General features: G+C 62.2%; 24 protein-coding genes. 17 read left to right on the top strand and 7 right to left on the bottom strand.

Annotated elements, in window-relative coordinates:
- Window position 1: 1 nt before the first annotated feature.
- Both E5720_RS03290 and E5720_RS03285 read left to right on the top strand, forming a co-directional pair.
- Window positions 2-682: a response regulator transcription factor gene (locus tag E5720_RS03290; RefSeq protein WP_136169454.1), complete on the top strand. Its 681-nt coding sequence runs from the start codon at window positions 2-4 to the stop codon at window positions 680-682.
- Between the two features lie 3 nt (window positions 683-685).
- On the top strand, window positions 686-2011 hold the full coding sequence (locus E5720_RS03285) for a HAMP domain-containing sensor histidine kinase (protein ID WP_136169453.1): 1326 nt from the start codon (window positions 686-688) through the stop codon (window positions 2009-2011).
- A 15-nt stretch (window positions 2012-2026) separates the two neighbouring features.
- Here E5720_RS03285 and E5720_RS03280 read toward each other — a convergent pair whose 3' ends face one another.
- Window positions 2027-2590: a GtrA family protein gene (locus E5720_RS03280; RefSeq protein ID WP_136169452.1), complete on the bottom strand. Its 564-nt coding sequence runs from the start codon at window positions 2588-2590 to the stop codon at window positions 2027-2029.
- A gap of 186 nt (window positions 2591-2776) precedes the next feature.
- On the opposite strand from E5720_RS03280, the gene E5720_RS03275 reads away from it, so the two are divergent.
- The 3 genes from E5720_RS03275 to E5720_RS03265 are packed head-to-tail and all read left to right on the top strand — an operon-like array spanning window position 2777 to window position 4946.
- Window positions 2777-4045 carry a 5-(carboxyamino)imidazole ribonucleotide synthase gene (locus E5720_RS03275; RefSeq protein ID WP_136169451.1) on the top strand — a complete coding sequence of 423 codons (1269 nt, stop codon included), beginning with the start codon at window positions 2777-2779 and terminating at the stop codon, window positions 4043-4045.
- Window positions 4042-4551 (top strand): 5-(carboxyamino)imidazole ribonucleotide mutase, encoded by a 510-nt coding sequence (purE, locus tag E5720_RS03270; RefSeq protein WP_136169450.1) that lies wholly within the window; start codon window positions 4042-4044, stop codon window positions 4549-4551. Before E5720_RS03275 ends, purE begins: the two co-directional genes overlap by 4 nt.
- A complete protein-coding gene (locus E5720_RS03265) occupies window positions 4551-4946 on the top strand; it encodes a hypothetical protein (protein ID WP_210729950.1) in 396 nt (131 codons plus the stop codon). Before purE ends, E5720_RS03265 begins: the two co-directional genes overlap by 1 nt.
- On the opposite strand, the gene E5720_RS03260 is transcribed toward E5720_RS03265, so the two are convergent.
- Both E5720_RS03260 and E5720_RS03255 read right to left on the bottom strand, forming a co-directional pair.
- Window positions 4943-5650 carry a TIGR03089 family protein gene (locus tag E5720_RS03260; RefSeq protein ID WP_136169449.1) on the bottom strand — a complete coding sequence of 236 codons (708 nt, stop codon included), beginning with the start codon at window positions 5648-5650 and terminating at the stop codon, window positions 4943-4945. The genes E5720_RS03265 and E5720_RS03260 overlap by 4 nt on opposite strands.
- A 20-nt stretch (window positions 5651-5670) precedes the next feature.
- Window positions 5671-7116: an LCP family protein gene (locus tag E5720_RS03255; protein ID WP_348769855.1), complete on the bottom strand. Its 1446-nt coding sequence runs from the start codon at window positions 7114-7116 to the stop codon at window positions 5671-5673.
- Window positions 7117-7419: 303 nt separating this feature from the next.
- On the opposite strand from E5720_RS03255, the gene rfbD reads away from it, so the two are divergent.
- From rfbD to E5720_RS03240, 3 genes are read left to right on the top strand one after another with little or no spacing between them, the layout of a single operon-like run.
- Window positions 7420-8292, top strand: a complete 873-nt coding sequence (rfbD, locus tag E5720_RS03250; RefSeq protein WP_136169448.1) for a dTDP-4-dehydrorhamnose reductase — start codon at window positions 7420-7422, stop codon at window positions 8290-8292.
- A 34-nt stretch (window positions 8293-8326) separates the two neighbouring features.
- Complete coding sequence (locus E5720_RS03245) at window positions 8327-9223, top strand: glycosyltransferase family 2 protein (protein ID WP_136169447.1); 897 nt, start codon at window positions 8327-8329, stop codon at window positions 9221-9223.
- Window positions 9213-10298 (top strand): NDP-sugar synthase, encoded by a 1086-nt coding sequence (locus E5720_RS03240; RefSeq protein WP_136169446.1) that lies wholly within the window; start codon window positions 9213-9215, stop codon window positions 10296-10298. The genes E5720_RS03245 and E5720_RS03240 overlap by 11 nt, the downstream gene beginning before the upstream one ends.
- Before the next feature lie 5 nt (window positions 10299-10303).
- On the opposite strand, the gene E5720_RS03235 is transcribed toward E5720_RS03240, so the two are convergent.
- The 3 genes from E5720_RS03235 to cofD are packed head-to-tail and all read right to left on the bottom strand — an operon-like array spanning window position 10304 to window position 13174.
- Window positions 10304-10852, bottom strand: coding sequence for an NUDIX domain-containing protein (locus E5720_RS03235; RefSeq protein ID WP_136169445.1), 549 nt, complete (start codon window positions 10850-10852; stop codon window positions 10304-10306).
- A 1-nt stretch (window position 10853) separates the two neighbouring features.
- Window positions 10854-12209, bottom strand: coding sequence for a coenzyme F420-0:L-glutamate ligase (locus E5720_RS03230; RefSeq protein ID WP_136169444.1), 1356 nt, complete (start codon window positions 12207-12209; stop codon window positions 10854-10856).
- Window positions 12206-13174, bottom strand: coding sequence for a 2-phospho-L-lactate transferase (gene cofD / locus E5720_RS03225; protein WP_136169443.1), 969 nt, complete (start codon window positions 13172-13174; stop codon window positions 12206-12208). The genes E5720_RS03230 and cofD overlap by 4 nt, the downstream gene beginning before the upstream one ends.
- 821 nt (window positions 13175-13995) lie before the next feature.
- Here cofD and E5720_RS03220 point away from each other — a divergent pair.
- Window positions 13996-14250: a WhiB family transcriptional regulator gene (locus tag E5720_RS03220; RefSeq protein WP_136172414.1), complete on the top strand. Its 255-nt coding sequence runs from the start codon at window positions 13996-13998 to the stop codon at window positions 14248-14250.
- A gap of 26 nt (window positions 14251-14276) precedes the next feature.
- Here E5720_RS03220 and E5720_RS03215 read toward each other — a convergent pair whose 3' ends face one another.
- A complete protein-coding gene (locus E5720_RS03215; protein ID WP_136169442.1) occupies window positions 14277-14765 on the bottom strand; it encodes a metallopeptidase family protein in 489 nt (162 codons plus the stop codon).
- 75 nt (window positions 14766-14840) lie between these two features.
- Between E5720_RS03215 and E5720_RS03210 the strand changes: the two genes are divergently transcribed.
- The 8 genes from E5720_RS03210 to E5720_RS03175 all read left to right on the top strand — a co-directional run bounded on the left by E5720_RS03210 (window position 14841) and on the right by E5720_RS03175 (window position 24633).
- On the top strand, window positions 14841-15263 hold the full coding sequence (locus E5720_RS03210) for a DUF3499 domain-containing protein (RefSeq protein WP_186626909.1): 423 nt from the start codon (window positions 14841-14843) through the stop codon (window positions 15261-15263).
- A 250-nt stretch (window positions 15264-15513) separates the two neighbouring features.
- Window positions 15514-16890: a phosphomannomutase/phosphoglucomutase gene (locus E5720_RS03205; protein WP_136169441.1), complete on the top strand. Its 1377-nt coding sequence runs from the start codon at window positions 15514-15516 to the stop codon at window positions 16888-16890.
- Window positions 16891-16958: 68 nt separating this feature from the next.
- The gene (locus E5720_RS03200) at window positions 16959-18134 is read left to right on the top strand and encodes a tobH protein (RefSeq protein WP_136169440.1); all 1176 of its coding nucleotides are present in this window, start codon (window positions 16959-16961) and stop codon (window positions 18132-18134) included.
- Window positions 18134-19357 (top strand): mannose-6-phosphate isomerase, class I, encoded by a 1224-nt coding sequence (manA, locus tag E5720_RS03195; RefSeq protein WP_136169439.1) that lies wholly within the window; start codon window positions 18134-18136, stop codon window positions 19355-19357. Before E5720_RS03200 ends, manA begins: the two co-directional genes overlap by 1 nt.
- A 139-nt stretch (window positions 19358-19496) precedes the next feature.
- The gene (locus E5720_RS03190; protein ID WP_136169438.1) at window positions 19497-21008 is read left to right on the top strand and encodes an amino acid permease; all 1512 of its coding nucleotides are present in this window, start codon (window positions 19497-19499) and stop codon (window positions 21006-21008) included.
- Between the two features lie 160 nt (window positions 21009-21168).
- Window positions 21169-22365 carry an alkane 1-monooxygenase gene (locus E5720_RS03185; protein ID WP_210730013.1) on the top strand — a complete coding sequence of 399 codons (1197 nt, stop codon included), beginning with the start codon at window positions 21169-21171 and terminating at the stop codon, window positions 22363-22365.
- A gap of 65 nt (window positions 22366-22430) precedes the next feature.
- Window positions 22431-23951, top strand: coding sequence for an adenosylhomocysteinase (gene ahcY / locus E5720_RS03180; protein WP_136169436.1), 1521 nt, complete (start codon window positions 22431-22433; stop codon window positions 23949-23951).
- 16 nt (window positions 23952-23967) lie between these two features.
- On the top strand, window positions 23968-24633 hold the full coding sequence (locus tag E5720_RS03175) for a dTMP kinase (RefSeq protein WP_136169435.1): 666 nt from the start codon (window positions 23968-23970) through the stop codon (window positions 24631-24633).

Here is a 24633-nt window from a genome sequence, read left to right as displayed (position 1 = left end):
GGTGACCGAAGTGCTGCTTGCAGAAGACGACGAAGCAATTGCTACCCCCCTCTCGCGAGCGCTCGGGCGTGAGGGGTACACGGTGACGGTCGAGCAGACCGGTCCAGCTGCCCTCCAGCGTGCCCTCGACGGGAACTACGACCTGCTGATTCTCGACCTCGGTCTGCCGGGGATGGACGGCCTGGAAGTCTGTCGGCAGGTTCGCGCCAACAGCTCCGAACTTGCCGTCCTGATGTTGACGGCGCGGACGGATGAGGTGGACTTCGTGGTCGGGCTCGACGCCGGCGCCGACGACTACGTAGGTAAGCCGTTTCGACTCGCCGAACTCATGGCCCGCGTGAGGGCCTTGCTTCGGCGGCGCGGTCCCGGTGAGGACACCCCGATCGAGGTCGGCGGTATCAGGCTCGAGCCTGCAGCCAGGCGAGTGCTGGTGAACGGAACCGAAATCGCATTGGCGAACAAGGAATACGAGCTGCTCAAAGTGCTCCTCGACCATGCTGGGCAAGTCGTCTCCCGCGAGACGATTCTCCGGGAAGTATGGGGCGACGCGGAACTCCGCGGCTCCAAGACACTCGACATGCACATGTCATGGCTGCGCCGGAAGATCGGTGACGAGGGATCGGTTGCCGAGCGCCGCATCGCCACCGTGCGCGGAGTCGGGTTCCGGATCAACAGCGACTGATCGATGCGCCGTCGCATACTGCAGTCCATCCTGGCAGTCGTCCTGCTGACCGCTCTACTGCTCGGTCTGCCCCTTGTTTACACCGCCTGGCTATGGGTGGAGGATTTCACTCGCGACGACCTTCAACGTCGGCTCGATCGGATGGCATCGGAAATCCTGTCGCAAGAGGGGGACCGAGGCATCGTGGAGGGTGTCCTGGACATCGGCTCGCTCAGGTTGGCGGTCCCAGAAGGTGGACGTCTCGTCGTGGTGTTTCCGACACCACAGGATGCCGCGTCGAGGGTGGACATCGGTGAGAGCTTCGTACCCGCCCCGTTGGTGGAATCGCTGTCGTTGGGAACTGCAGGATCGCTACGGCTCGAAGTGCCGTCTCACGATATGCGAACCTTGCAGAAACAAGCTGTCGGTGCAGTGGCCCTCGTGGTGTTGGCATCGATTCTGATTGGAACCGCAGTGGCCGTATTGACCGCCAATCGTCTGGCCGATCCGCTGCGCGACGTCGCACGACGGGCGCAGCGACTCGCCGAGGGAGACTTTCGTCCCGATCCACGACGGCACGGAATTGCCGAGCTCGACCGGGTCTCGGAAGTCCTCGACTCGGCGACGGTCGAGATCGCGGGCAGACTGCAACGCGAACATGCGCTGGTCGCCGACGTATCGCACCAGCTGCGCAGTCGGCTGACGGCCGTCCGGCTTCGGCTCGACGAACTATCTACGCATCCAGATCCCGATGTAGTCGCCGAAGCCGATGAAGCGATGGCACAGGTGGACCGCTTGACCCTCGCGATCGACGAGTTGGTGCGTTCGTCCCGTAGCGACGGAGCAGCAGGCGCCGAGGATGTAGCTGTCGTCGCGGAACTCAGCGGAGTCATCGGGGAGTGGCAGCGAAACTTCGAGGATGCCGGCCGAACACTGGAACTCGAAGGTGGACCGGGACTCAAGGCATCGGTAACGGGTTCGAGATTGCGCGAGGCAGTCGCGGTCCTGGTGGACAACGCACTCTCGCACGGCGGCGGCAAATGCACCGTCGCAGTGCGGCTGATTCCGGCACTGGACACGGCCGAGCGGCGGCGCGAGCCGCTGGTCTGTATCGAGGTCTCGGACGAGGGCAGCGGCGTCAGCAACGAGTTGGCCCCGCATATCTTCGATCGCGGGTTCTCCGGCGCCGGATCGACAGGCGTGGGTCTCGCTCTCGCACGAGCACTCGTCGAGGCGGACGGTGGAAGGCTGGAACTGCAGCGACGCAAGCCAGCGATGTTCTCGGTGTTCCTGCCTGCGTCACGCGAAGAAGCCAGTGCCCCGTCGCCACGGGCTCGCGAGCCACGCTGAGCCCACAGGAGTAGGTCAGCTGTGGCCGAGTTGCTCCTCGGCAGCTTCCGCGGGCGTCGGATCGTAATCGGTCGATCCCGCCGCAGCGCCTCGCGCATTCTCGTCGGGGAATGCGAACTTTCGTAGCGCCCAGAACCGGAATATCATCTGTAGAAGATTGCCGATGATGTAGTTCAGGATGAAGTCGAGAACCAACACCATCGTCAGGCTGTTGTGCCCTTCGCGGATGTCGAACAAGTTGTTCGCCACCCACAGCGGGGCAGCCGCCAGAATGACACCGATCCCGCTGATCGTGAAGAACAGCAAAGCCTCGTGATGGCGCTCGCGGCCACCACGATTCTTGAAGGCCCACTCTCGGTTGAGGATGTAGCTCAAAATGGTCGCCATCACGCCCGAGATGATCTTCGCGACGACAGGCTTGGGCTCGAGGATGGTCAGACTCAGCGAATAGAAGATCACCAGGTCGAACACCATCGTGGTCCCACCGACGATTGCAAATTTGATCAGCTCGGTGTGACGAATCGCCAGCACCCGTAACGGACCGGGAAGGCGATGAATCAAACTGTCGATCGAGGGCACAACGAAGGAGTCTACGAAACGAGATGCCCAATCGGCTAACCGGCGCGCAGATCATCAGCGATTTCTCAGTGAAGGAAGTGGGATTTCTCAGTGAAGGAAGTGGGATTTCTCAGTGAAGGAATTGAACAGGCCGCTCGAATCCATTCCTGACTAGAGGGGGTCTGCTGGCTGTGGAATCTGCCCCGCATGACACGATATGAAGCCGTGACAGGTCTATCTCCGCGCCCCACCACCCCCCGTAGTTCGTCCACCGGAATGCCGGTAGTGGCGATGATCGGCGGAGGCCAGTTGGCGCGAATGACGCATCAGGCCGCAATTGCGCTCGGCCAAACCCTACGAGTCCTCTCCGCAGGCGCCGATGAGCCGGCCGCGCAGGTCACCGCCGATGTCGTACTCGGACACCACGACGACCTGAACGCCCTCCGCGCGGTCGCCACGGGATCCAACGTCGTCACGTTCGACCATGAGCAGGTACCGACCGAACATCTCGAAGTCCTCGTCGCGGAAGGCGTCAACGTACAGCCACCGCCGTCGGCGCTGATCTACGCACAGGACAAGCTGAAGATGCGTCGGAAACTGGGTGAGCTCGGGATTCCGATCCCGAAATTCGCCGAGGTCACCTGGGTGGGAGATGTCACAACTTTCGGCGACGCCCACGGGTGGCCGGTGGTAGTCAAATCCATCCGTGGTGGATACGACGGACGCGGTGTCTGGATGCCGAAGGATGCCGACGAGGCAGAGGGCATCGTGGCGCGTCAACTCGATCTCGGCGTCGCACTGATGGTCGAGGAGAAGGTCGAACTGCGACGCGAGCTCTCCGCCATGGTCGGTAGGTCCCCGTTCGGACAGGGCGCGGCGTGGCCTGTAGTGGAAACGGTTCAGCGCGACGGGCAATGCGCGGTGGTCATTGCACCGGCAGGCTCGCTCGACGACGATGTGGCCATCGGCGCCGAAAGAATGGCATTGGGGCTTGCCGCCGAGCTGGGAGTCGTCGGCGCAATGGCAGTCGAGCTGTTCGAGACCGTCGACGGCGCCATCCTCGTCAACGAACTCGCGATGCGTCCGCACAACTCCGGGCATTGGAGCATGGACGGATGCCGAACTTCGCAGTTCGAGCAGCATGTTCGTGCGGTACTCGACTACCCACTGGGTGATACGACGCCGTTGGCGCCGGTCACGGTCATGGCCAACATTCTCGGGGCACCGCAGGCCCCGACGATGACGATGGACGAACGGCTTCATCACCTCTTCGCGCGGATGCCGGACGCCAAGGTGCACCTCTATGGCAAGAGCGAGCGCGAAGCCCGCAAGATCGGCCATGTCAACGTACTCGGAGCACCGAACGGGCAAGCATCGGACAAGGCGTACGTGGCCGCTGTCCGGGAGAAAGCAGAACGCGCGGCACACTGGATGTCGCACGCAGAATGGACCGACGGATGGGACCCGCACCAATGACCGAACCACTGGGCCCTCAGGTCGGCCTCATCATGGGCAGCGACTCCGACTGGCCGACGATGGAGGCCGCAGCGGACGCATTGGCCGAATTCGGGATTCGCTTCGAGGTCGGTGTCGTCTCGGCGCACCGCACACCCAAGCGCATGCTCGACTATGCGACGAGCGCGGCCGAGCGGGGGCTCAGCGTGATCATCGCCGGAGCCGGTGGAGCAGCTCATCTGCCAGGTATGGTCGCTTCGGCTACGCCGCTGCCGGTCATCGGTGTACCTGTTCCCTTGAAGTACTTGGACGGTATGGATTCACTGCTGTCGATCGTGCAGATGCCCGCTGGTATACCGGTTGCCACGGTGTCGATCGGTGGCGCCCGCAACGCAGGGCTCCTCGCGGCTCGCATTCTGGGCGCCTCTGACCCCGAGCTACGGTCGCGAATCGAGAAGTTCCAACGAGACCTCGAGGCAATGGTGCTCGACAAGGACGCGGCGCTGCGCGCCAAACTCCTCGGGTAATGCGTTTCGCGCCGGTGTCCGCATTGTCGATCCAGCGGCCGGACACTCGTACTCGGGGGCGCGCGGTATCCGTCCTCACCTACCTTGCGCTCGTCTACGCGACGTTGTGGCGGGCCGAGATCGCCTTCGATGGCGAGCATCGGCTTTTCGTCTGTCGAGGAATGCACGCTGGGTTCGGTCGCGGAGGCACGACCATCGGTGCCGCTTACCTCACCCGCGCCAACATCTCGCGCAGTGTTCTGCGCCATGAGGCGGTGCACGCAGATCAGTGGGCTCGATACGGGCCACTGTTCGCGGTTCGCTATCTGGTGGAGGAACTACGGAATCCGGGCGCAAAGAATCGTTTCGAGATCGAAGCAGGCCTCGACGACGGTGGATATGTGAGCAGGTCCTAACCGAGTGTCTTGGTGACCTTTTCGGTAGTGGTGCGGCGGTCGGTCTTCGTCGGGTCCGGGTTGCTCACTTGCACGAGCGAGCTGCCTGAAACCAAAACCGACAACAGTCCATCGATCAATTCCTCGGTCGTACCCCACGGCAACGACGAGAGCACGCGGTCTCCGGTCTGCAACGAATGTGCCTGAGCGCGGGTGCGTGCCTCCGCCAAAACTTCCTCGACCGATCGTCCGTCGAGAGCAGCGCCAGCGCCAGTCGGCCGAAATTGGTCTCCGTGCACGCGTACCGAGGTTGCGTAGTCGGTCACTCCGATAGGAAGATCGGGAACCGGTTTGCCGAACGCGTCGAGCGAGAGGGCAAGTATTTCGGGTATGTCGCCGGCCTCGTCGATTCGAGAACCGTGCACGAGTGCGAGCTCTGCCGTGTCGTCTGCGGTGAGGACGACCTCTGCACCTGCCCACCACGCACCGAGCAGGACGGCCGCGCTCTGCCAGTGGGCGGGTAGTAGAACACTGACCTTGGCACCCGGTGCGAGACCGAACTCGTCGCACAACAGGTTGGCGGTCTTCGCAGCCCAATTGGCGAGCGTGATCGTCGATACCTCGACCCGTTCACCCGTCTCGTCGTCGTAATACGTCACTCGTGGACCGGCGGGGTCGGTCGCGAGTATCGGATCGAGCAGTTCCTGCGTCAACGTTGAGGCCACAGGCGCAACCCTAGCGGAGCTCAATTGACGCAGGCAGGGCCCGCCGAGCCTGCGTCGATCGGCGGTGCAGGCGATTCGCCTGCACTGCTCGCGAGCGTTTCCTCGGTGGTTGGGGATGAGGTGGTCGGGGATGTGGTGCTGCCGTCTGCGCCGGGGCCGGAGTAGTCCGAGGCCAGTACCACCCGAACGGTGTCGCGCGGCAATGTGTCGTCGGAGGCCACTTCGAGCCCGCCGAGAGCAGTTGCCACCGATCGCGCTGCATCACTGTCCGGATCTGCCGCTTGAATCGTCGTGGTGGAGACCGAGGATCCCTCGTAGTTTCCGACCGAGCCGCTCGTGTATCCGAGTGATCCGAGCGACGCTGCCACACCGTTGGCGAGTCCGTCGATTCCGCTGTCGTTGGCAACATCTACCGTCACCGACGACGGATCGACGGTGGGAGCGTCGGTTGTCGGTGCAGAGTCCTGCTCGTCGGCAGATCCGTCGAGAAGCCCCTCGACGTAGGTCTTCACTGCATCGGGATCGACCTCGACAATCGATTCGCCGTAGTCGGTCACACCGTTGATGTCGACGGCGGGGATGGTCTCGAATTTGACCTTACCGCCCGCCAGATCCTGCAAGCGGGTCGCGAATTGTATTATGTCCCAATCGGAATCGAGGACAACTGAACGTTGGACCGCGGAGCTGAGCTGGCTCAACTTGCTGGGGTTGCTCAACGTTTTCGCACTCAGCACACTCCGCACGAGTGATGCCATGAATACCTGCTGACGCACGATTCGGTCCAGGTCGCCTCGCGGAAGATCGTGTCGTTGCCGGACGAAACTCAACGCGTCCGCACCGGACAGTGTCTGCTCCCCGCCAGGAAAGTTCGCTCCGGACAGCGGCTCGTCCACAGGGGCATTGAGGCATACGTTCACGCCACCGACAGCATCGGTCAGCAGTACGAAACCGAGCAGACCCACCTCGGCGTAGTGATCCACGGTGACCCCCGTCAGATCGGCCACCGACTCGATGAGCGCCTCGCGTCCGGCTTCGGTCGACTGTGAGTCCGCGTCCGTATCGGCCACACCTTGTTCGACTAGTTCGAGGCGCTTGTTCTCCTTCGTTGCGCCGTAGGCCGCGTTGATCTTGGACTTTCCGATTCCAGGAACCTCGACGTACGCATCCCGGGGTATCGAGATCGCGGTTGCCGAAGAACCGTCGTTCGGTACGCGAATGAGCACGATCGTGTCGGTGTTCGATGCCACCTCGTCACCGGCGCGCAGTGAATCGAGCTCGCTTTGCGTCAGCGCATTGCCGTGCGCGTCGGTGCGGCTGTCGGTGCCGACCATGAGGATGTCCACGGCGCCGTCGGAGCCACCACCCAGACCGAGGCGCCCTGCAGTAGCGATGTTCGAGCGAAGGTCGTCGACGCTTCGCCAAGCGAACCCTGTCACGACCAGCACGAGAACGGACATGGCCGCGATCACTATCCGAGGAACTCCTGGCCTCTCGGTCGGCATTCCGTTTTCAGGTTTGCCGACCGCATTCTCGTCCTTGCTGGGGCGGTCGCTGGGGTACGGCCGCCGAGTGCGCCCCCGAGCAGTGCGTTGCCCAGGGTCGCCACGTCGCGCTGAGGACCGCCGCTCGCCTCGCGATCCGTCAGACTCTCGTTGCACCTGGTGACCTCTCCACTTTTGTTCTACGCATTTCTCGCCCCGACCAGTCAGGTTACTTGTGAAATGTCACCGTCTCGCTCAAGCTGGGGCGGCGTGCCACACTTTGCAACTGTGGCGAAAACTCTTGTGACCGGAGCGGGCGGACAGCTCGGCCGGCAGATACTGCACCTTTCGAACAACAGCAGCATTGTCAGCAGCGACACGACGATCGGTGTGACCAGCGCAGAGCTGGACATCACCGACGCGAGAGCAGTTGCCGACGCCGTCGAGCCGGGCATGGTGGTGATCAACTGCGCCGCCTACACCGCGGTCGATGCTGCCGAATCGGACGAAGCAGCGGCGTCGAAGGTCAACGCAGACGGTCCGGAGAACCTGGCGATTGCATGTGCACGAGTCGGCGCGCGCCTCGTGCACGTCTCGACCGACTATGTGTTCGACGGCACCGCGACTTCCCCGTACCTACCTCAATCCCCGACGGCCCCGCGCAGTGCTTACGGACGCACCAAGCTGGCCGGTGAGGAGGCTGTCCTACGGGTGTTGCCCTCGGCAACGGTCGTGCGTACGGCCTGGGTCTACACCGGAATCGGGTCGGACTTCGTCTCGACGATGCTGCGCCTCGAACGTGAGCGAGACACCGTGTCGGTGGTGAACGATCAGATCGGATCACCGACCTACTCCCGTGATCTCGCGTCCGGATTGCTCGACCTCGCTGCTTCGCCGTCGAGCGGACGACCGATTCTTCATCTGACGAATACCGGGACAGCAAGCTGGTACGAACTGGCCCGTGCTGTTTTCGCCGGCGTAGGTGCAGACCCGGAACGCGTGTTGGCTTGCTCGAGTGCAGAGTTCGTGCGCCCTGCCCCCCGGCCGTCGTACTCGGTGTTGTCCGCTGATGCCTGGACAGCTGCCGGCCTCACCCCCCTGCGGCCGTGGCGCGCAGCACTCACCGATGCGTTGGGTGAGGTCCGTGCCGGCGCGAGGTGAGGCAATTCCGGCTTCGCCGGTTAGTCTGGCCCGCGTGAGTTCCAAGCTGGCCGTCGTCACGGTGACCTATTCCCCCGGGAAGTATCTGGATCAATTCCTCTCCTCCCTCGCTTCGGCAACAGAGGAGGTACCCCTCGTCATCATGGCCGACAATGGGTCGACCGATGGAAGCGTCGAGGCCGCGGACGCGCGCTACCCACATGTGAGGTTGTTTCGAACCGGAGCCAATCTCGGCTACGGCGGGGCCGTGAACCGCGCGGTAGCCGAACTCGACGACGCCATCGAGTTCGTTGTCGTCGCCAATCCCGATGTGCGGTGGCATCCCGGATCTCTCGATGGTTTGCTTGCCGCGGCGGAGCGATGGCCTCGTGCGGGAGCGCTCGGGCCTCTCATCCGCGAGCCCGACGGCACGAGGTACCCGTCTGCTCGCACAGTTCCGGACCTGACCTCAGGTGTCGGACATGCTGTCCTCGGCAAAATCTGGCCGGGAAATCCGTGGACGCAACGTTATCGGCAGGACAACGAGGCGGTTACCGAACGCGCTGTCGGATGGTTGTCCGGATCTTGCCTTTTGCTTCGTCGTGCCGCTTTCGATTCCGTCAACGGGTTCGACTCCCGTTACTTCATGTATATGGAGGACGTCGACTTGGGAGATCGACTCGGAACCGCCGGATGGCTGAATGTCTACGTGCCCGACGTGGAAATCACCCACACCAAAGGCCATGCGGCAGGACGACATCCAGAGTTGATGCTGCCCGCGCATCACGCGAGTGCGTACAGGTTTCAGGCAGACCGGCACCCCCATCCGTGGCAGGCTCCCATACGATGGGTTCTGCGAGCGGGCCTGGCGGTGCGCTCGAAGGTGGTTGTGGCTGCGGCACTTCGACAGCGACAGATCGACGAGAATAGAGAGGCCGACCATGTCAGCTGAAACCCGCTCCAATACAGATGCCGTAATCCTTGTGGGCGGCAAAGGAACTCGCCTTCGGCCACTCACGCTGTCGGCACCGAAGCCTATGTTGCCGACTGCCGGGTTGCCTTTCCTGACGCATCTGCTCGCCCGTATCAAGGCCGCAGGAATCAATCATGTGGTCCTGGGGACATCGTTCAAAGCCGAGGTATTCGAGGACTACTTCGGTGACGGCTCGTCGCTCGGTATCGAACTCGAGTACGTCACCGAGACCGAGCCCATGGGGACCGGAGGCGGTATTCGCAACGTTCTACCGAGGTTGCGGGCAGACAATGTCGTCGTGTTCAACGGAGACGTCCTCGGCGGAACCGACTTGACCGCCGTCCTGGACACCCATGAGCGGACCGAGGCCGATGTGACGCTGCATCTCGTGCGCGTAGGTGATCCTCGTGCCTTCGGTTGTGTTCCCACCGATGCCGACGGGCGAGTGACAGCGTTCCTCGAGAAGGCTCAGGATCCGCCGACGGACCAGATCAATGCTGGTTGCTACGTATTCAAGCGTGAGATCATCGAGACCATTCCGGATGATCGACCGGTATCGGTGGAGCGGGAGGTGTTCCCAGCCCTTCTCGCCGACGGCCGACGCGTCTTCGGCCACGTGGACAGTGCCTACTGGCGTGACATGGGAACCCCGGAAGACTTCGTTCAGGGCTCGGCGGATCTCGTGCGAGGCATCGCTCCATCGCCGGCGTTGAAGGGCACGCGAGGCGAATCCCTCGTCCATCCCAGCGCGGGCGTTGCTCCGGGTGCGCTACTGATCGGTGGCACTGTCATCGGCCGTGGCGCCGAGATCGGTGCAGGCGCACGTCTCGACGGTGCGGTCGTGTTCGACGGTGCGGTCGTCGAAGCCGGTGCAGTCGTGGAGCGTTCGATCCTGGGATTCGGTGTACGTGTCGGACCGCGCGCACTGATCCGTGATGCCATCATCGGGGACGGAGCCGACATCGGTGCCCGCTGTGAACTGCTTCGTGGCGCCAGAGTGTGGCCAGGGGTCAAGTTGCCCGACGGTGGAGTCAGGTTCTCCACCGACGTCTGATGCCGCTAGCGCAGTAGCGCGAGTTCGACGAGATGGGTGATCGTGTCCTTCTCGGCGGTGTCGGGAAGTGCGTCGACGGGCCACCAGCGCAGGTCCGTGGATTCCGCACTGCGGACGGCCTGGGCCCCGGCGGGGGCGCGCACCAGGAACCGCAGGTCGAGGTGCCGGGTGGGCTTGCCGAGTGAGCATGTGATCGGATGCGTGTGCGCAGACAACAATGCAGTGTCGATGTCGAGATCTTCGATCCCGGACTCTTCCCGAGCTTCACGCAACGCGGCGTCGACCACCGTGTCGTCGGATTCCTCGCAATGGCCGCCCAGTTGGATCCACCGGCCCACCCGCGGGTGCAGGGTCAGAAGGACATTGCGACCCTCCGCGTCGAGAACCAGCGAAGATGCGGTGAAGTGCCCTGCTTCGTTGGCGCGCAGGCAGGCGTCGACATTGCTGTCGATGAAGGCGAGCATCGTGTGGCGGAGCGAATCTTCGTGCCACTGGCTCGTCCGCCACTGCTCCAGCACCGTGGTGGCGGAATGTCGAAGCGTCCTCGAACTCATCTCAGATCTCCAGCAGTTCGTCACCCAATGGGTGTGGCTTCCGTACCTCAGTAGGACTGTCAGGGTGACCGATTGCGATGGCGCCCAAGGCTTTCCAGTTCGAAGGCACGCCCAACTCGGTGCGCACCAAGTCTGCAGCGAAAATTGTCGAGCCGACCCAACAGCTACCGAGTTCTCGCACTGCCAGCGCCACGAGTAGACCTTGCACCGCGGCGCCGACGGCAACGGTGAACATCGTTTCTTCGGCTCGGTTTCGGCGCTCGTCGGCGTACGTGTGTGCCCCATCGGGCACGCAGAAGGGGATCACGATTTCGGGCGCGTCGAACAAGATGCCGCCACGCGAAGTTCTGCGCTCTATCTGCTCATCGGTGTACCCGTCCGAGCGGAGGTCCTTCCGCCACTTGTCCTTCATCTTGTTCAACAGCTGGGTGCGCACAGCCGGGGTGCGAACCCACACGAATCGAACCGGATGGGTGTGATGCGGCGCGGGAGCAGTCAGTGCTTCGGCGACGGCGCCGCGTATCTCCTCGGGATCCACCGATTCGCCGGTGAAGGATCGAACCGAGCGGCGAACGAGAAGAGCCTCTCGGCGCCCCCTGTCGATCGACTCGGTGGTACCGAGCCAGAAAAGGTCTTCCTCGCCGCTGCGCACCAAATCTCTTGCGCCGGTGCCATTGTCGACCGGCTTCAGACCCCGCACGACGGCAACCGGAACGGCACCGAGCTTCCCCTTGACCAGATCGCCTGCAGCAGCGATCTCGTCGGCGACAGCGACTTCGGTCACGATCAACTCGTTACCTTGGGCGTCCTCGGCGCCGGCATAGCCATGGATCACGGCAAGACCGGCCGAGCCGATCGCGGCATCGATCTGGCCGATACGCCACGCGCGACCCATGGTGTCGGTGATGACGACTCCTACGTCGACCCCGAGCGAAGACGCCAGTGCTGCTCGTATGGCGGCAGCGCTTGCATCCGGATCTCTCGGGAGAAGAGCCAACTCGGACCGATCGACGTTGGATCCATCGATTCCAGAGGCGGCCTGCACTATGCCGAGACGATTCTCGGTGATCAGTGTTCGGCCTTTGCGAGCAACGATCCGAACTGCTTCCTGCTCGACCAGCAGTCTTCGCGCGGCATCTCGTTCTTCTGGATCCAGTGGTGCGTCGACCAGTCGACCTTCGGCCTTGGACACGATCTTGCTGGTGACAACCAATATGTCGTCGTTGCGAATCCACGGTGCGCACGCGGCTATCGAGGACGCAACATCGTCGCCCGGCCGAAACTCCGGTAATCCGGTCACGGGGATGATCTCGATGCTGCCGCCAGGAGCATGGTCGGTTGGAATCGGCTCGGTCACAGCTCGAGTCCAGCCGCACGAAGTGCCGCTGCGGCCATCAGCGCCGTCGTTTCGGGGTCGGTCATCAGTAACGGCACGCTGTGTACGTCAACGCCGGGAATGGTGGCCTGATCGGTCGAATGGATCAACCATGCGTCGAGGATTCCGGTGTCCGATCGTGCGCCGTAGTGACGTCCGACGGCCTCGGCGGAAGTCTCGACACCGATGACGGTCAGACATTCGTCTGCCATCCCGCGCAACGGCTTTCCGTCCACCACCGGCGACAGGCCGACAACCTTGGCCGACGTCGTACGTAGCGCACTGCGGATTCCGGGGACAGCGAGGATCGCTCCGACGCTTACCACCGGATTGGATGGAGCCAGAATCACGGCGTCGGCGCCGGCGAGGGCATCGAGGACCCCGGGCGCTGGACTCGCTTGCTCGGCACCGATATTGGCGAAGCTGTGTGTCGGGATCTGCGCTCGGTAGCGAACCCACCACTCTTGGAAGTGGATTGCTCGCTGAGTGTCCCCATCCTTTTCGTCCGGGTCGGTGACGACGACGTGGGTCTCGCTCCGGTCGTCGGTCACCGGCAGGAGTCGCACGCCTGGCTTCCATCGATTGCACAACGCCTCGGTCACCGCCGATAGCGGATATCCGGTCCTGAGCATCCGACTCCGGATGAGATGTGTGGCAATGTCTCTGTCTCCGAGCCCGAACCAATCCGGGTCGGCCCCGTACGCGGCGAGTTCGTCACGCGCGTGCCAAGTCTCCGCGATGCGTCCCCAACCACGCTCGGTATCGATTCCGTCACCGAGGGTGTACATACAGGTGTCGAGGTCGGGGCAGATGCGCAAGCCGTGCATCCACACGTCGTCTCCGACATTGACGATCGCCGTAATCTCGTCGTCGTCCCCGAGCAGTGTTTTGAGGCCCTGAAGGAACCGGGCTCCGCCGACTCCACCGACCAAGACAGTCACTTTCACAGATTCAGAGCCTAGGCTCTCGGTCGAATCGATCGGTCGGCGCCCGTCTCCTGAGGGGCGCGGATGCGGTGAAATCCGGACCCCGTCCCGGTTTCGGCCCGTTTTTCGGGGCGCGACACGCCGACGACAGGCCATTATTCGGGGAGAGGGCCGATTCCGGTCTGGAGATGGTATTGCAATAACCCGTATCGGCTTGACCGCAACCTACTCCGGCGTGTCTAATCACATTTATGTCATTCCCCGATCATCAGGCGAGTTCGCTTGGAGTGACCCTTGATTCGAACACTCGTTCCCATCTTACGTCAAGTATGCAGAAGCGTGTGTTAGAAGTCGATGGTTGGGGTATGGGTACGAATATCGGCGCGGGGCAAGGTATTCGGAATCGACCGGAAATTTCTGTGCTATCGAATGGTGAGGAGGCTGAAGCGATGTACGACCAGTACGAGGCACGTGAACACCGGGGCGAACCCCAGGCTCACCTCAGCGTAGTCAGCTACGCGTCGCAAACCGATTCCCGAGCACGCGCGGCACGAGGCGACTGCGGGAACCGTATGAATGACAAGACTTTTGCGGCACATGTAAAAGGTGGCCGCTCGGATACGTTTGCTGTCGATGTGGCTACAGCGGACGTGGCGCTCGGCCTCGATGCTGTGGTTTCCGGGGCTGACGATGCAGACGATCTGGACGATATCGATTCAGGTTCAATGGATTCCAGCGCTGCCGCTGTCGATCGCGCTTCCGAAGATTTCGTGGACGAGGACGACGCACTGGGGGAGGGAACCGCTCTGCCAGTTCGTGTTCCGGAGAAGCCGTTCTTGAGTATGGTCGCGGGATTCGATCGAATGTTCGAGGAGATCGAAGATCAGTGGCAAGAGCGTGCGCTTTGTGCGCAGACCGATCCCGAAGCATTTTTTCCCGAGAAGGGTGGGTCGACTCGCGAAGCAAAACGCATCTGCCTCGGTTGCGATGTCAAGGGCGAATGCCTGGAGTACGCGCTTGCCAAGGATGAGCGTTTCGGGATCTGGGGAGGACTGTCGGAGCGGGAGCGTCGTCGGCTCAAGCGGGGTATCGGCTAGGTCGAGCTACGTGCCGGGTCCTTCGGCTAACGTTCTTCTTCCATGCTCGGGTCGATGGTGTCGGGGTCGACCCCCAAGTAGGTTGCAACCTGTTCGACAAGCACTTCGTAGAGAAGATCTTCCAGATCCTCCGGGTGCTTGGCACGTCGCTCCAAGGGGCGCCTGAACAACACGATCCGTGCGCGTGTGGATTCGCCGCGCTTGTCGATGCCCGCCGGCACCAGTCTGGACAACGGAACGGGCCCCTCTGCCACCACCTCGGGAGGCCACGTGACCGATTCGGGATCTATGGCCCTGATTTTGGGTACTTCGTCGACTGCGATGTCCAGCCTCTCCAACCGCTCGTGCCACTTGTGGTCGATGCGAGCGAATGCCTCCAGCACCACGCGGTCGAATTTGTCGGCTCGCGATCGGTGCCCCGGAACATTCGAGGGGAGCACCGGGCCGCGAACTCCGCGGCCGCGACGGTCAGCAGATCGGGATGTCGGTTGTCTTCCGGAGCCAGTTCGAGCCATGCCCAAGGTTATCGCCCGCCCCTTCGCGGTGTGTCGGGCGGCGTGCAGTCGGAGTCGAGGGATAGTCTCTTGATCGTGAGATCACTGCGTGGATGCTGCAGGCCCGGGTGTAGCCGTTCGGCCGTCGCGACGCTCACGTATGTCTATTCGGATTCGACTGCTGTCGTGGGACCACTTGCTACTGTCGCCGAACCCCACTCATGGGACCTGTGCGAGGTACACGCTGTGACCACCACTGCGCCCAAGGGCTGGGAAATGGTGCGCTACGAGGGTGGCTTCACCACGACGACCCCCGACGAGGACGACTTGACGGCCCTGGCCGAAGCCGTTCGCGAAGCAGGCCGCGGCGATCGCGTCCGACGCGAGGACACCGAGTCGACGAACCGAGTTCGAGAACGCGACATCCGCGCCGACGTAGTTGGAGATCGTCGGACTTCGGCGCCGGCTCGGACAGGCCGACGGGGTCACCTACGGGTGCTTCCCGATCCCACGTCCTGAATGCAGGTCAATCCCCGCGTCCTACCCGGATATTCGGCCTTTTGTTCCGTTCGATATTCCACCGTTGTACTCGTCGATTGTTTCCTTCCGTTCGGTCGCATGGGGTCGGTCACAACTGGTCGGTTTTCTCGCGCTCGACGCATCGAGTTGTGACAGATTCGACTCGAGACTTCGATGTCCGAAGTGCACGGGCTGGGCCGCAGTGGCTCGCCTCTACCGCTCATCCACCGAAATTCATGAGGAGTCGTTCGTGGCACGAACTGCCGAGTCCGTCAATGCAGTCATCAAGGCCTATGACGTACGAGGGGTGGTGGGCGAGCAGATCGACGCAGGCTTCGTGCGAGACGTCGGCGCATCGTTCGCGCGATTGGTACGAGAGAAATCCGTCTCCCAGGTCGTGGTCGGCCACGACATGCGCGCATCTTCGCCGGAGTTGTCGAGGGCATTTGCGGACGGAGTCACCTCGCAAGGCCTCGATGTCGTCCACATAGGACTTGCCTCGACCGATCAGCTCTACTTCGCATCGGGCGTTCTGGATTGCCCTGGTGCCATGTTCACCGCAAGCCACAATCCTGCCGAGTACAACGGCATCAAGCTGTGCCGCGCGGGAGCGAAGCCGGTAGGACAGGACACCGGCCTCGGCACGATCAAGGCAGAGTTGGTCGACGGTGTTCCGGAACACGATGGGACACCGGGAACCACCTCGGACCGTGATGTTCTGGTCGAGTACGCCGCTTTTGTGCGTGACCTCGTCGATCTGTCTCAGGTATCCGGTGTGAAGATCGCTGTCGACGCCGGAAACGGAATGGGTGGGCACACCGTGCCTGCTGTATTCGATTCACTGCCGGTCACCATCTACCCGCTCTACTTCGAGCTCGACGGAACCTTTCCCAACCACGAGGCGAACCCGCTCGACCCGAAGAATCTCGTCGACCTACAGAAATTCGTACGCGAGACCGGTGCCGATATCGGATTGGCATTCGACGGTGACGCGGATCGATGCTTCGTCGTCGATGAACTCGGAAATCCGGTCTCCCCTTCGGCAGTCACCGGTCTGGTAGCCGAGCGCGAGCTCGCCAAAGAACCCGGCGCGTCGGTGATTTACAACCTGATCACCTCCCATGCGGTTCCGGAGTTGGTGACCAGACTCGGTGGTAAACCCGTGCGAACCAGGGTCGGCCATTCGTTCATCAAGCAGCAGATGGCAGAGACCGGTGCTGTGTTCGGCGGTGAGCACTCCGCCCACTACTATTTCCGCGATTTCTGGGGTGCGGACTCCGGAATGCTCGCGGCGCTGCATGTCCTTGCAGCTCTCGGCGCTACAGATCTACCGCTCTCGGAGTTGATGAAGTCCTACGAGTCGTATTCTGCGTCGGGGGAGATCAACTCGACGGTCGACGATGCCGTCGAGCGCACGAATGCAGTGCTCGGCGCCTTCGCGGACCGCACGGTATCGGTCGATCGGTTGGACGGTGTCACCATCGATCTCGCGGACGGCGCCTGGTTCAATCTCCGGGCGTCCAATACCGAACCGCTGCTGCGCCTCAACGTCGAAGCCCGCAGCATTGAAGATGTCGATGCTTTGACCTCCGAGATATTGGGCATAGTGCGAGGACAACTGGAATAGTGGACTACGAGACGCTCGCACTCGGTCGGTGAGTGGACGTCGGTATGGAAAGGACGGTGCAGACAGCCATGACAGCTCCGTCGTCTCTGCTGAATTTGGATGACACAGCCGCACTCGCCGCCGCCGATACCGACGGGGCCCTGCGCAGCGCCGCATTGGCAGGTGCGCAGGTCCGTGCGACGTATGCAGCCGTCGAGGAGTCCGTATCCGAACGGCTCGGCGATCTTCGCCCTCGCAGCGTTGTTTTCGTCGCGGGTGAAGGTCGCGCAGGTCGGGCCGCGTCCATGCTCATCGCCGCCATCGGTGCACGCATCGGTTTTCCGCTGGTGCATGTCGCGACGACGCCGCTGTGGGTAGGTCCGCTCGACGTAGTCGTGCTCTCCGGCGACGACGCCGGTGATCCACGGCTCGCAGAATCGACATCCGCAGCCGTTCGCCGCGGCGCCGAAACTGTTCTCGTCACCCCGGACGAGGGACCGCTACGCTCTGCGGCGGCAGGCCGCGCTGTGTTCCTTCCCCCGAGGGTCGCTGTGCGCGAGCACAACACGTTGATGCGTTACCTGGCTGCTGGGACGGCAGTTCTCGCCGCTGTGTCCGACGGCGCCTATCGGTCCTTGCTCCCCGACTTGTCCGAAGTTGCAGATCTTCTCGACGCCGAGGCGGCTCGAGATCATCCCTCGCACGAGGTTTTTCACAACCCGGCGAAGTCGCTTGCCGCTCAGATCTCGGGCAGCAGGGTTGTGCTGTCCGGTGCGGGAGCAGTCGACGTCGAATTGGCCCGACACGGTAGTGAGGTTTTGCTACGGGCTGCAGGTGTCGTGGCCGGGGCGAGTGAGCTTTCCGATGTCATCGCCGCCGTCGTGTCCTCCGGTCGCACGAGCGGTGCAGCACCCGTCGAATACGATGCCTTCTTCCACGACGAAGAGTTCGACGGACCCCGGCCAGAACAGGCGATTCGAGTGGTCGTTTTGGCATCCGATTCTTTCGCCGCGTCGGCCGAGCGTCGGACGGCTGCGCTACCGGACTCGGTGGTGATCACGGCGGGCTTACCCGAGTTCGATCGTGGGAGCCTCGATTTCGGATCGACATCGGAGTCCGTGGACGGCGCCGGAGGTTATCGGCGCGAAGGTCGGGACGGTGCAGGAAACAACCCGCACGCGGCCGGTGAACTAGGGGCGACGGCAGTATTGGCGACGCGGCTGGAAATGGCTGCCGCGTATCTACATTTGATGGGCGGGAAATAGTGCAACCACTGCTCGGTGCAGTCAGGTCGTATGCGTGGGGATCGAGGACTGTTCTTGCAGCTTTGCAAGGCAGGCCCGTTCCGTCCGAACATCCGGAAGCCGAGATCTGGCTCGGGGCACACCCCGCAGATCCAGCACTGATCGACGACGGCACCTCGACGCGGTCGCTGCTCAGTGTTATCGATGAGAACCCGGCTCTCGAGCTTGGCGCCGATACGTCTGCGACCTACCTGGGGAGGCTGCCCTTTCTGTTGAAATTGCTTGCCGCCGATGAACCCCTGTCGCTGCAGGCTCATCCGAGCGCGACGCAGGCTGCCGAGGGATTCGCGCGCGAAGAGTCAGCACGGATTCCGATCGATTCGTCGTTGCGGAACTACCGCGATGCGAGCCACAAACCTGAGCTGATCGTTGCGTTGACCGAGTTTCACGCACTTGCCGGATTCAGGTGTCCGCGGCGAACCGTCGAGTTCATCGACGCGCTGAACGTGGACGCTCTGTCCGGGTATCGATCACTTCTGGCCGACCAGCCTGACGATGCTGGATTGCGGACAGTGTTCACTTCCTGGATCACCTTGCCCGGACCTGCCCTCGATGCATTGTTGCCGCTGGTCGCCGACGGGTGCATCGAGTATCTCTCCACCCGGGCACAGTCCGACGGCGGCAAATTCATCGCGGAGGCAAGAACACTTCTCGAACTCGGAGAGTCCTATCCGGGTGATGCGGGAGTGCTGGCGGCGTTGCTGCTCAACAGAATTACCTTGACCCCCGGCCAAGGTATTTTCCTCGATGCGGGCAACCTCCATGCCTACCTGGCCGGTACCGGTGTAGAGATCATGGCGAACTCCGACAACGTGTTGCGCGGTGGCCTGACAACCAAGCATGTGGATGTACCGGAACTTCTCCGGATTCTGGATTTCCAGCCATCGGAGGTGAAGGTCCTCGAAGCGGAGCCTGACATGAGAGACACCGTCGCCTGTTACGAGACACCAGCGCCGGAATTCGCGTTGAGCCGCGCCGCGTTGTCGAACGGTTCTTCGGTGAAGTCGGACAGCGACGGGCCGTCGATCGTCCTGTGCACCAAAGGACGGGTCGTTGTTGACGACGGCGACCGCGAGTTGATGCTCGAGCAAGGTTCGGCTGTGTGGATATCTGCGGCTGATCCTGCGTTCACCGCCGCGGCGCGATGGGGAGACGCCGAGATATTTTTCGCGACCGTCGGGTAGCCTTTCGCCCGATGCCGGAACCGTCCGTGTAAGAGCTCCATTCCCCTAGGGTGTTACCACAGGGGCCCCAAGTGGCGTGTGAACGACTCGCAAGCCGAATACCGTCAGTGACCCGATCTCGACAGGTGGAACACACGCGATGACCGAAGATCGGCCGAAGAAGGCTCTGCGAACGACAGGCCTGTTCAGGACCAAGTCCGTAGAGCAGTCCATGAAGGACACCGACGAGCCGGATACCAAACTCCGGAAGGATCTCACTTCGTGGGACCTCACCGTGTTCGGTGTGGCTGTCGTCATCGGGGCCGGGATCTTCACGCTCACCGCGCGCACCGCAGGAAACGTTGCCGGTCCCTCGGTGTCGTTGGCATTTCTTCTCGCTGCGGTCGCGTGTGGGCTGGCCGCCCTCTGCTACGCCGAGTTCGCCTCCACCGTCCCGGTGGCGGGAAGCGCATACACCTTTTCGTACGCGACTTTCGGCGAGTTCGTCGCATGGATCATCGGGTGGGACCTGATCCTCGAGTTCGCGCTGGCGTCATCGGTGGTAGCGAAGGGATGGTCGCTGTATCTCGGTGAGGTCATCGGGTCGGCATCGCCGATCGTGAAGATCGGTTCGCTCGACTTCGACTGGGGTGCGTTGGTGATCGTTCTCATCATCACAGTCCTACTTGTCAGCGGTACCAAGTTGTCGTCTCGGGTGTCGCTGGTGGTCACCGCGATCAAGGTCGCTGTCGTGTTGCTCGTGGTGGTTGTCGGCGCGTTCTACATCAAATCGGAGAACTACTCGCCTTACATTCCTCCCTCCCAGGGTGGCTCCACCGAAGAGGGCATTCACCAGTCGCTGTTGTCCTTCGTCACGGGCGCGGGAAGTAGCACCTTCGGGTGGTACGGGTTGCTGGCTGCTGCCAGCCTCGTCTTCTTTGCCTTCATCGGGTTCGACGTGGTCGCCACGACCGCGGAAGAGACCAAAAACCCGCAGAAGGCTTTACCCCGTGGAATTCTCGGGTCCCTAGCCATCGTGACCGTCCTCTACGTTGCGGTAACGCTCGTGCTGACCGGGATGGTCAATTACACCGAACTCGCTGGTGACGACTCCACTCTGGCTACGGCATTCGAACTCAACGGCCTCGATTGGGCAAAGAACATTATTTCGTTCGGCGCACTGGCCGGATTGACGACGGTGGTCATGGTTTTGATGCTCGGGCAGACCCGCGTGCTGTTCGCGATGTCGCGTGACGGTCTCGTCCCACATTCGTTGGCACATACGGGCTCCAGGGGTACCCCGGTGCGAATCACGCTTCTCGTCGGCGGCGTGGTGTCGGTTCTCGCCGCATTCTTTCCGATCGGCACCCTCGAAGAGATGGTGAACATCGGCACACTGTTCGCGTTCGTCCTCGTGTCGATCGGCGTGGTAGTACTCCGGCGGACGCGCCCGGACCTTCCCCGCGGATTCAAGGTTCCCTTGATGCCGCTGATTCCGATTCTGGCGGTGGCCTCGTGCGTGTGGCTGATGGTCAATCTCTCGGTCGAGACGTGGATCAGGTTCGTCGTCTGGATGGCAATCGGCGTCGTAATCTACTTCGCCTACAGCCGGAAGAACGCAGACAAGACGATCCGCGCGCGCGAAGCGGCCAACGAACGCGACTCGAAATAGCGCGCAAGCGCGCTCGAAAATCCCTTTACGGGGCAGTAGGTATGTTATAGGCTCCCCGAACAAACTTTGGGTCGAGTTTCAGGGGGGGTGTGGGTTGAGCCAGATCGGTCGCAACTGCGCGGTAGTGAACGAGGTCCCTGGCGGTAGCGTCCTTCCCGACATACCCCCAGGCCTCGAGCACGACGGGTCGAGAAGCAGGCGAGGCTACAAGCGGTATCTCTGGCTGCTCGGTTTGCTTGCGCCCGCTTCGGCTTTGTTGCCTTCGCAACTGGTTTTGTGGACCGGCATGCCGATATTTTGGTGGAGCGGTTTGATGGTCTTCTTCCTGCTCATTCCGGTCCTCGACAAGGTGGCGGGGGAAGACGGCGACAATCCGTCCGATACCGACGTCTCGTCGATGCAGGAAGACAAGTTCTATCGATGGTGCACCTATGCGTTCCTGCCCATTCAGTTCTTCACATTGTTGGTCGCGTGCTGGATGTGGGCTTTCGGAGATTTGACGATCATCGACAGCATCGGTCTGGCCGTCACGGTCGGCCTCGTCGCCGGAACTGGGATCAATGCAGCACACGAGTTGGGCCACCGGGTCGAACAGCACGAACGTTGGCTTGCCAAAGTTGCCTTGACGCAGACCTTCTACGGGCATTTTTTCGTCGAGCACAACCGGGGACATCACGTCAGAGTGGCAACGCCCGATGATCCAGCCAGTTCACGGCTCGGGGAGAATCTGTGGGCATTCCTGCCTCGCAGTGTGGTCCTCGGATTGATATCGGCGTGGCATCTGGAAACGCAGAGGTTGGCTCGCGAGAGCATCCGACCTTGGAGTATCCGAAACAATCTTCTGCATTCATGGTTGATGAGTGCGGTGCTGTTCGCGCTGCTGGCACTGGCATTCGGCCCTGCAATTCTGCCGTACCTCGTGCTGCAGGCGGTCGTCGGTTTCTTGTTGTTGGAAACAGTCAATTATGTCGAGCACTACGGATTGCTTCGGGAAAAGAACGCGCGGGGGCGTTACGTCAGGTGCTCACCACGGCACAGTTGGAACAGTGACCGATTGTGCACGAATATCTTTCTTTATCACCTGCAGCGGCACAGTGATCATCACGCCAATCCGTCCAAGCGCTATCAGGTTCTTCGTACCTGCGACGAGGCACCACAGTTGCCGGCCGGATACGCCACGATGGTGATGATGGCGGCGTTCCCACCGTTGTGGCGTCGGGTCATGGACCCGCGAGTGATTGCGCACTACGACGGCGACGTGAGCAGAGCAAACATCCTTCCCCGTAAGCGCGAGAAGATTCTTCGGACATACACAGCGCCCGGATGCGCGACGGCCCGGATGACCAAAAGCAGGTAGCGCGAACCCTCGGCGCGCAGACCCGATAGCCTGAATGAGAACTTCACGCAATCAGGAGAGGCAAGATGACCACCTCAGTAACGCCGGATGATCGTTCGGCCACAGGATCGGCACTCACCGCGGACAACCTCGGTGGAATCGACTTCAAGGTCGCAGACCTGTCGCTGGCGGAGTTCGGCCGTAAGGAGATCCGCCTCGCCGAACACGAAATGCCCGGTCTGATCGCACTCCGTCGCGAATATTCCGACGTGTTGCCTCTCAAGGGCGCTCGAGTATCGGGATCGCTCCACATGACCGTGCAGACTGCCGTGCTGATCGAAACCCTGGTCGCCCTCGGCGCCGAGGTTCGCTGGGCGTCGTGCAACATCTTCTCCACCCAGGATCATGCGGCCGCGGCCGTCGTGGTCGGACCGTACGGGAGTGTCGAGGAGCCCAAGGGCGTTCCGGTCTTCGCGTGGAAGGGCGAGACCCTCGAGGACTACTGGTGGGCCGCTGAGCAGATGCTGACGTGGCCGGCAGCCGCGGACGGGACCCCGCAGCCCCCCAACATGATTCTCGACGACGGCGGCGACGCGACGATGCTCGTGCTTCGTGGCGCTCAGTTCGAGAAGGCCGGCGTCGTTCCCCCCACCGACGAAGACCATGACTCGGACGAGTACCAGGTGTTCCTCGGCCTGTTGCGCCGCTCGCTCGAAGAGTCGAAGACCAAGTGGAGCGAGATCGCAGCGTCGGTCAAGGGCGTCACGGAAGAGACGACCACCGGAGTGCTGCGGCTCTACCAGTTCGCTGCGGCAGGCGAATTGACCTTCCCGGCGATCAACGTCAACGACTCGGTCACCAAGAGCAAGTTCGACAACAAGTACGGCACTCGTCACTCGTTGATCGACGGAATCAACCGTGGTACCGACGTCCTCATCGGTGGCAAAGCGGTTCTGGTCTGTGGCTACGGCGACGTCGGTAAGGGCTGCGCCGAAGCATTGAAGGGCCAGGGTGCTCGCGTCACGGTCACCGAGGCCGATCCGATCAATGCGCTCCAGGCGCTCATGGACGGGTTCGACGTGCGAACCGTCGAAGAGTTCATCGAGAAGGCCGACATCGTGATCACCTCGACGGGCAACCTCGGCATCATCACGTTCGCGCACATGCAGCGGATGAAGCACCAGGCGATTTTGGGCAACATCGGCCACTTCGACAACGAGATCGACATGGCCGGTCTCGAGCGGGCAAAGGACGTCACGCGGATCAACATCAAGCCGCAGGTCGACGAGTTCCAGTTCGCCGATGGCCATTCGATCATCGTTCTGTCGGAAGGCCGACTGCTGAACCTCGGCAACGCCACGGGTCACCCGTCGTTCGTGATGAGCAACAGTTTCTCCAACCAGGTCATCGCGCAGATCGAACTGTGGACCAAGCCGAGCGAGTACGACAACGAGGTGTATCGCCTGCCGAAGCACCTCGACGAGAAGGTTGCTCGCATCCACGTGGAGGCACTCGGTGGCACGATCACCAAGCTCACCAAGGAGCAGGCCGAATACATCAATGTCGACGTCGAGGGCCCGTACAAGCCCGAGCACTACCGCTACTGATCCGGACGCGGTAGCCGTGGGAAAATTGCTGGTGATCGAGGGAGTCGACGGGGCGGGCAAGAACACCCTGGCCCGTCGGCTCGTCTCGGCGTGGGAGCGCGAGGGCCTCGAGGTCGCTCGCGTCGGGTTCCCACGGTACGGATTGTCGATTCATGCCGATCTCGCTGCCGACGCGTTGCGCGGTGAGCATGGTGATACCGCTGAGAGTGTGCACGCGATGGCTTTGCTGTTCGCCCTGGATCGACGGAATGCAGCAGAGATGATCCGAAAGCTGCTCTCGCACAATGATATCGTTCTATTGGACCGATATGTTGCCTCGAATGCGGCATACACTGCTGCACGGCTCGAAGAGCAGGCCGACGGTGCCGGGGTCGAATGGATTCGAGCTCTCGAATTCGAGCGATTCGGGGTGCCGATTCCTGATGTGCAGATCTTGTTGGACGTCCCGGTCGAGCTCGCCGCCGAACGTGCTGCGGCACGTGAGAAAGAGGATTCGACTCGCGTCCGAGACTCCTACGAGCGTGACTCCTCGCTTCAAAGCAGGACTTCAGCGGCCTATTGCGGGTTGGCCGCCGCGAACTGGATGTCACCGTGGGAGGTGATCGGCGGGGAGATCGATCCGACCCAACTCGCCGCGCACCTGGTCAATGAGACGTCTGACGGCATGAAAGTGACACCATAG

It is taken from the genome of Rhodococcus sp. PAMC28707 (genome assembly GCF_004795915.1).
Classification (GTDB): domain Bacteria; phylum Actinomycetota; class Actinomycetes; order Mycobacteriales; family Mycobacteriaceae; genus Rhodococcoides.
This window is presented reverse-complemented; position numbering and strand designations above follow the sequence as displayed.

What these genes read in the sequence shown, in the direction of transcription:
- E5720_RS03190 (WP_136169438.1), top strand. Translation starts at nt 19,497, where the DNA reads ATGACCGAAGATCGGCCGAAGAAGGCTCTGCGAACGACAGGCCTGTTC.
- E5720_RS03240 (WP_136169446.1), top strand. Translation starts at nt 9,213, where the DNA reads ATGTCAGCTGAAACCCGCTCCAATACAGATGCCGTAATCCTTGTGGGC.
- ahcY (WP_136169436.1), top strand. Translation starts at nt 22,431, where the DNA reads ATGACCACCTCAGTAACGCCGGATGATCGTTCGGCCACAGGATCGGCA.
- E5720_RS03265 (WP_210729950.1), top strand. Translation starts at nt 4,551, where the DNA reads ATGCGTTTCGCGCCGGTGTCCGCATTGTCGATCCAGCGGCCGGACACT.
- E5720_RS03215 (WP_136169442.1), bottom strand. Translation starts at nt 14,765, where the DNA reads ATGGCTCGAACTGGCTCCGGAAGACAACCGACATCCCGATCTGCTGAC.
- E5720_RS03285 (WP_136169453.1), top strand. Translation starts at nt 686, where the DNA reads ATGCGCCGTCGCATACTGCAGTCCATCCTGGCAGTCGTCCTGCTGACC.
- E5720_RS03200 (WP_136169440.1), top strand. Translation starts at nt 16,959, where the DNA reads ATGACAGCTCCGTCGTCTCTGCTGAATTTGGATGACACAGCCGCACTC.
- E5720_RS03275 (WP_136169451.1), top strand. Translation starts at nt 2,777, where the DNA reads ATGACACGATATGAAGCCGTGACAGGTCTATCTCCGCGCCCCACCACC.
- purE (WP_136169450.1), top strand. Translation starts at nt 4,042, where the DNA reads ATGACCGAACCACTGGGCCCTCAGGTCGGCCTCATCATGGGCAGCGAC.
- E5720_RS03235 (WP_136169445.1), bottom strand. Translation starts at nt 10,852, where the DNA reads ATGAGTTCGAGGACGCTTCGACATTCCGCCACCACGGTGCTGGAGCAG.
- E5720_RS03220 (WP_136172414.1), top strand. Translation starts at nt 13,996, where the DNA reads ATGGTCGCGGGATTCGATCGAATGTTCGAGGAGATCGAAGATCAGTGG.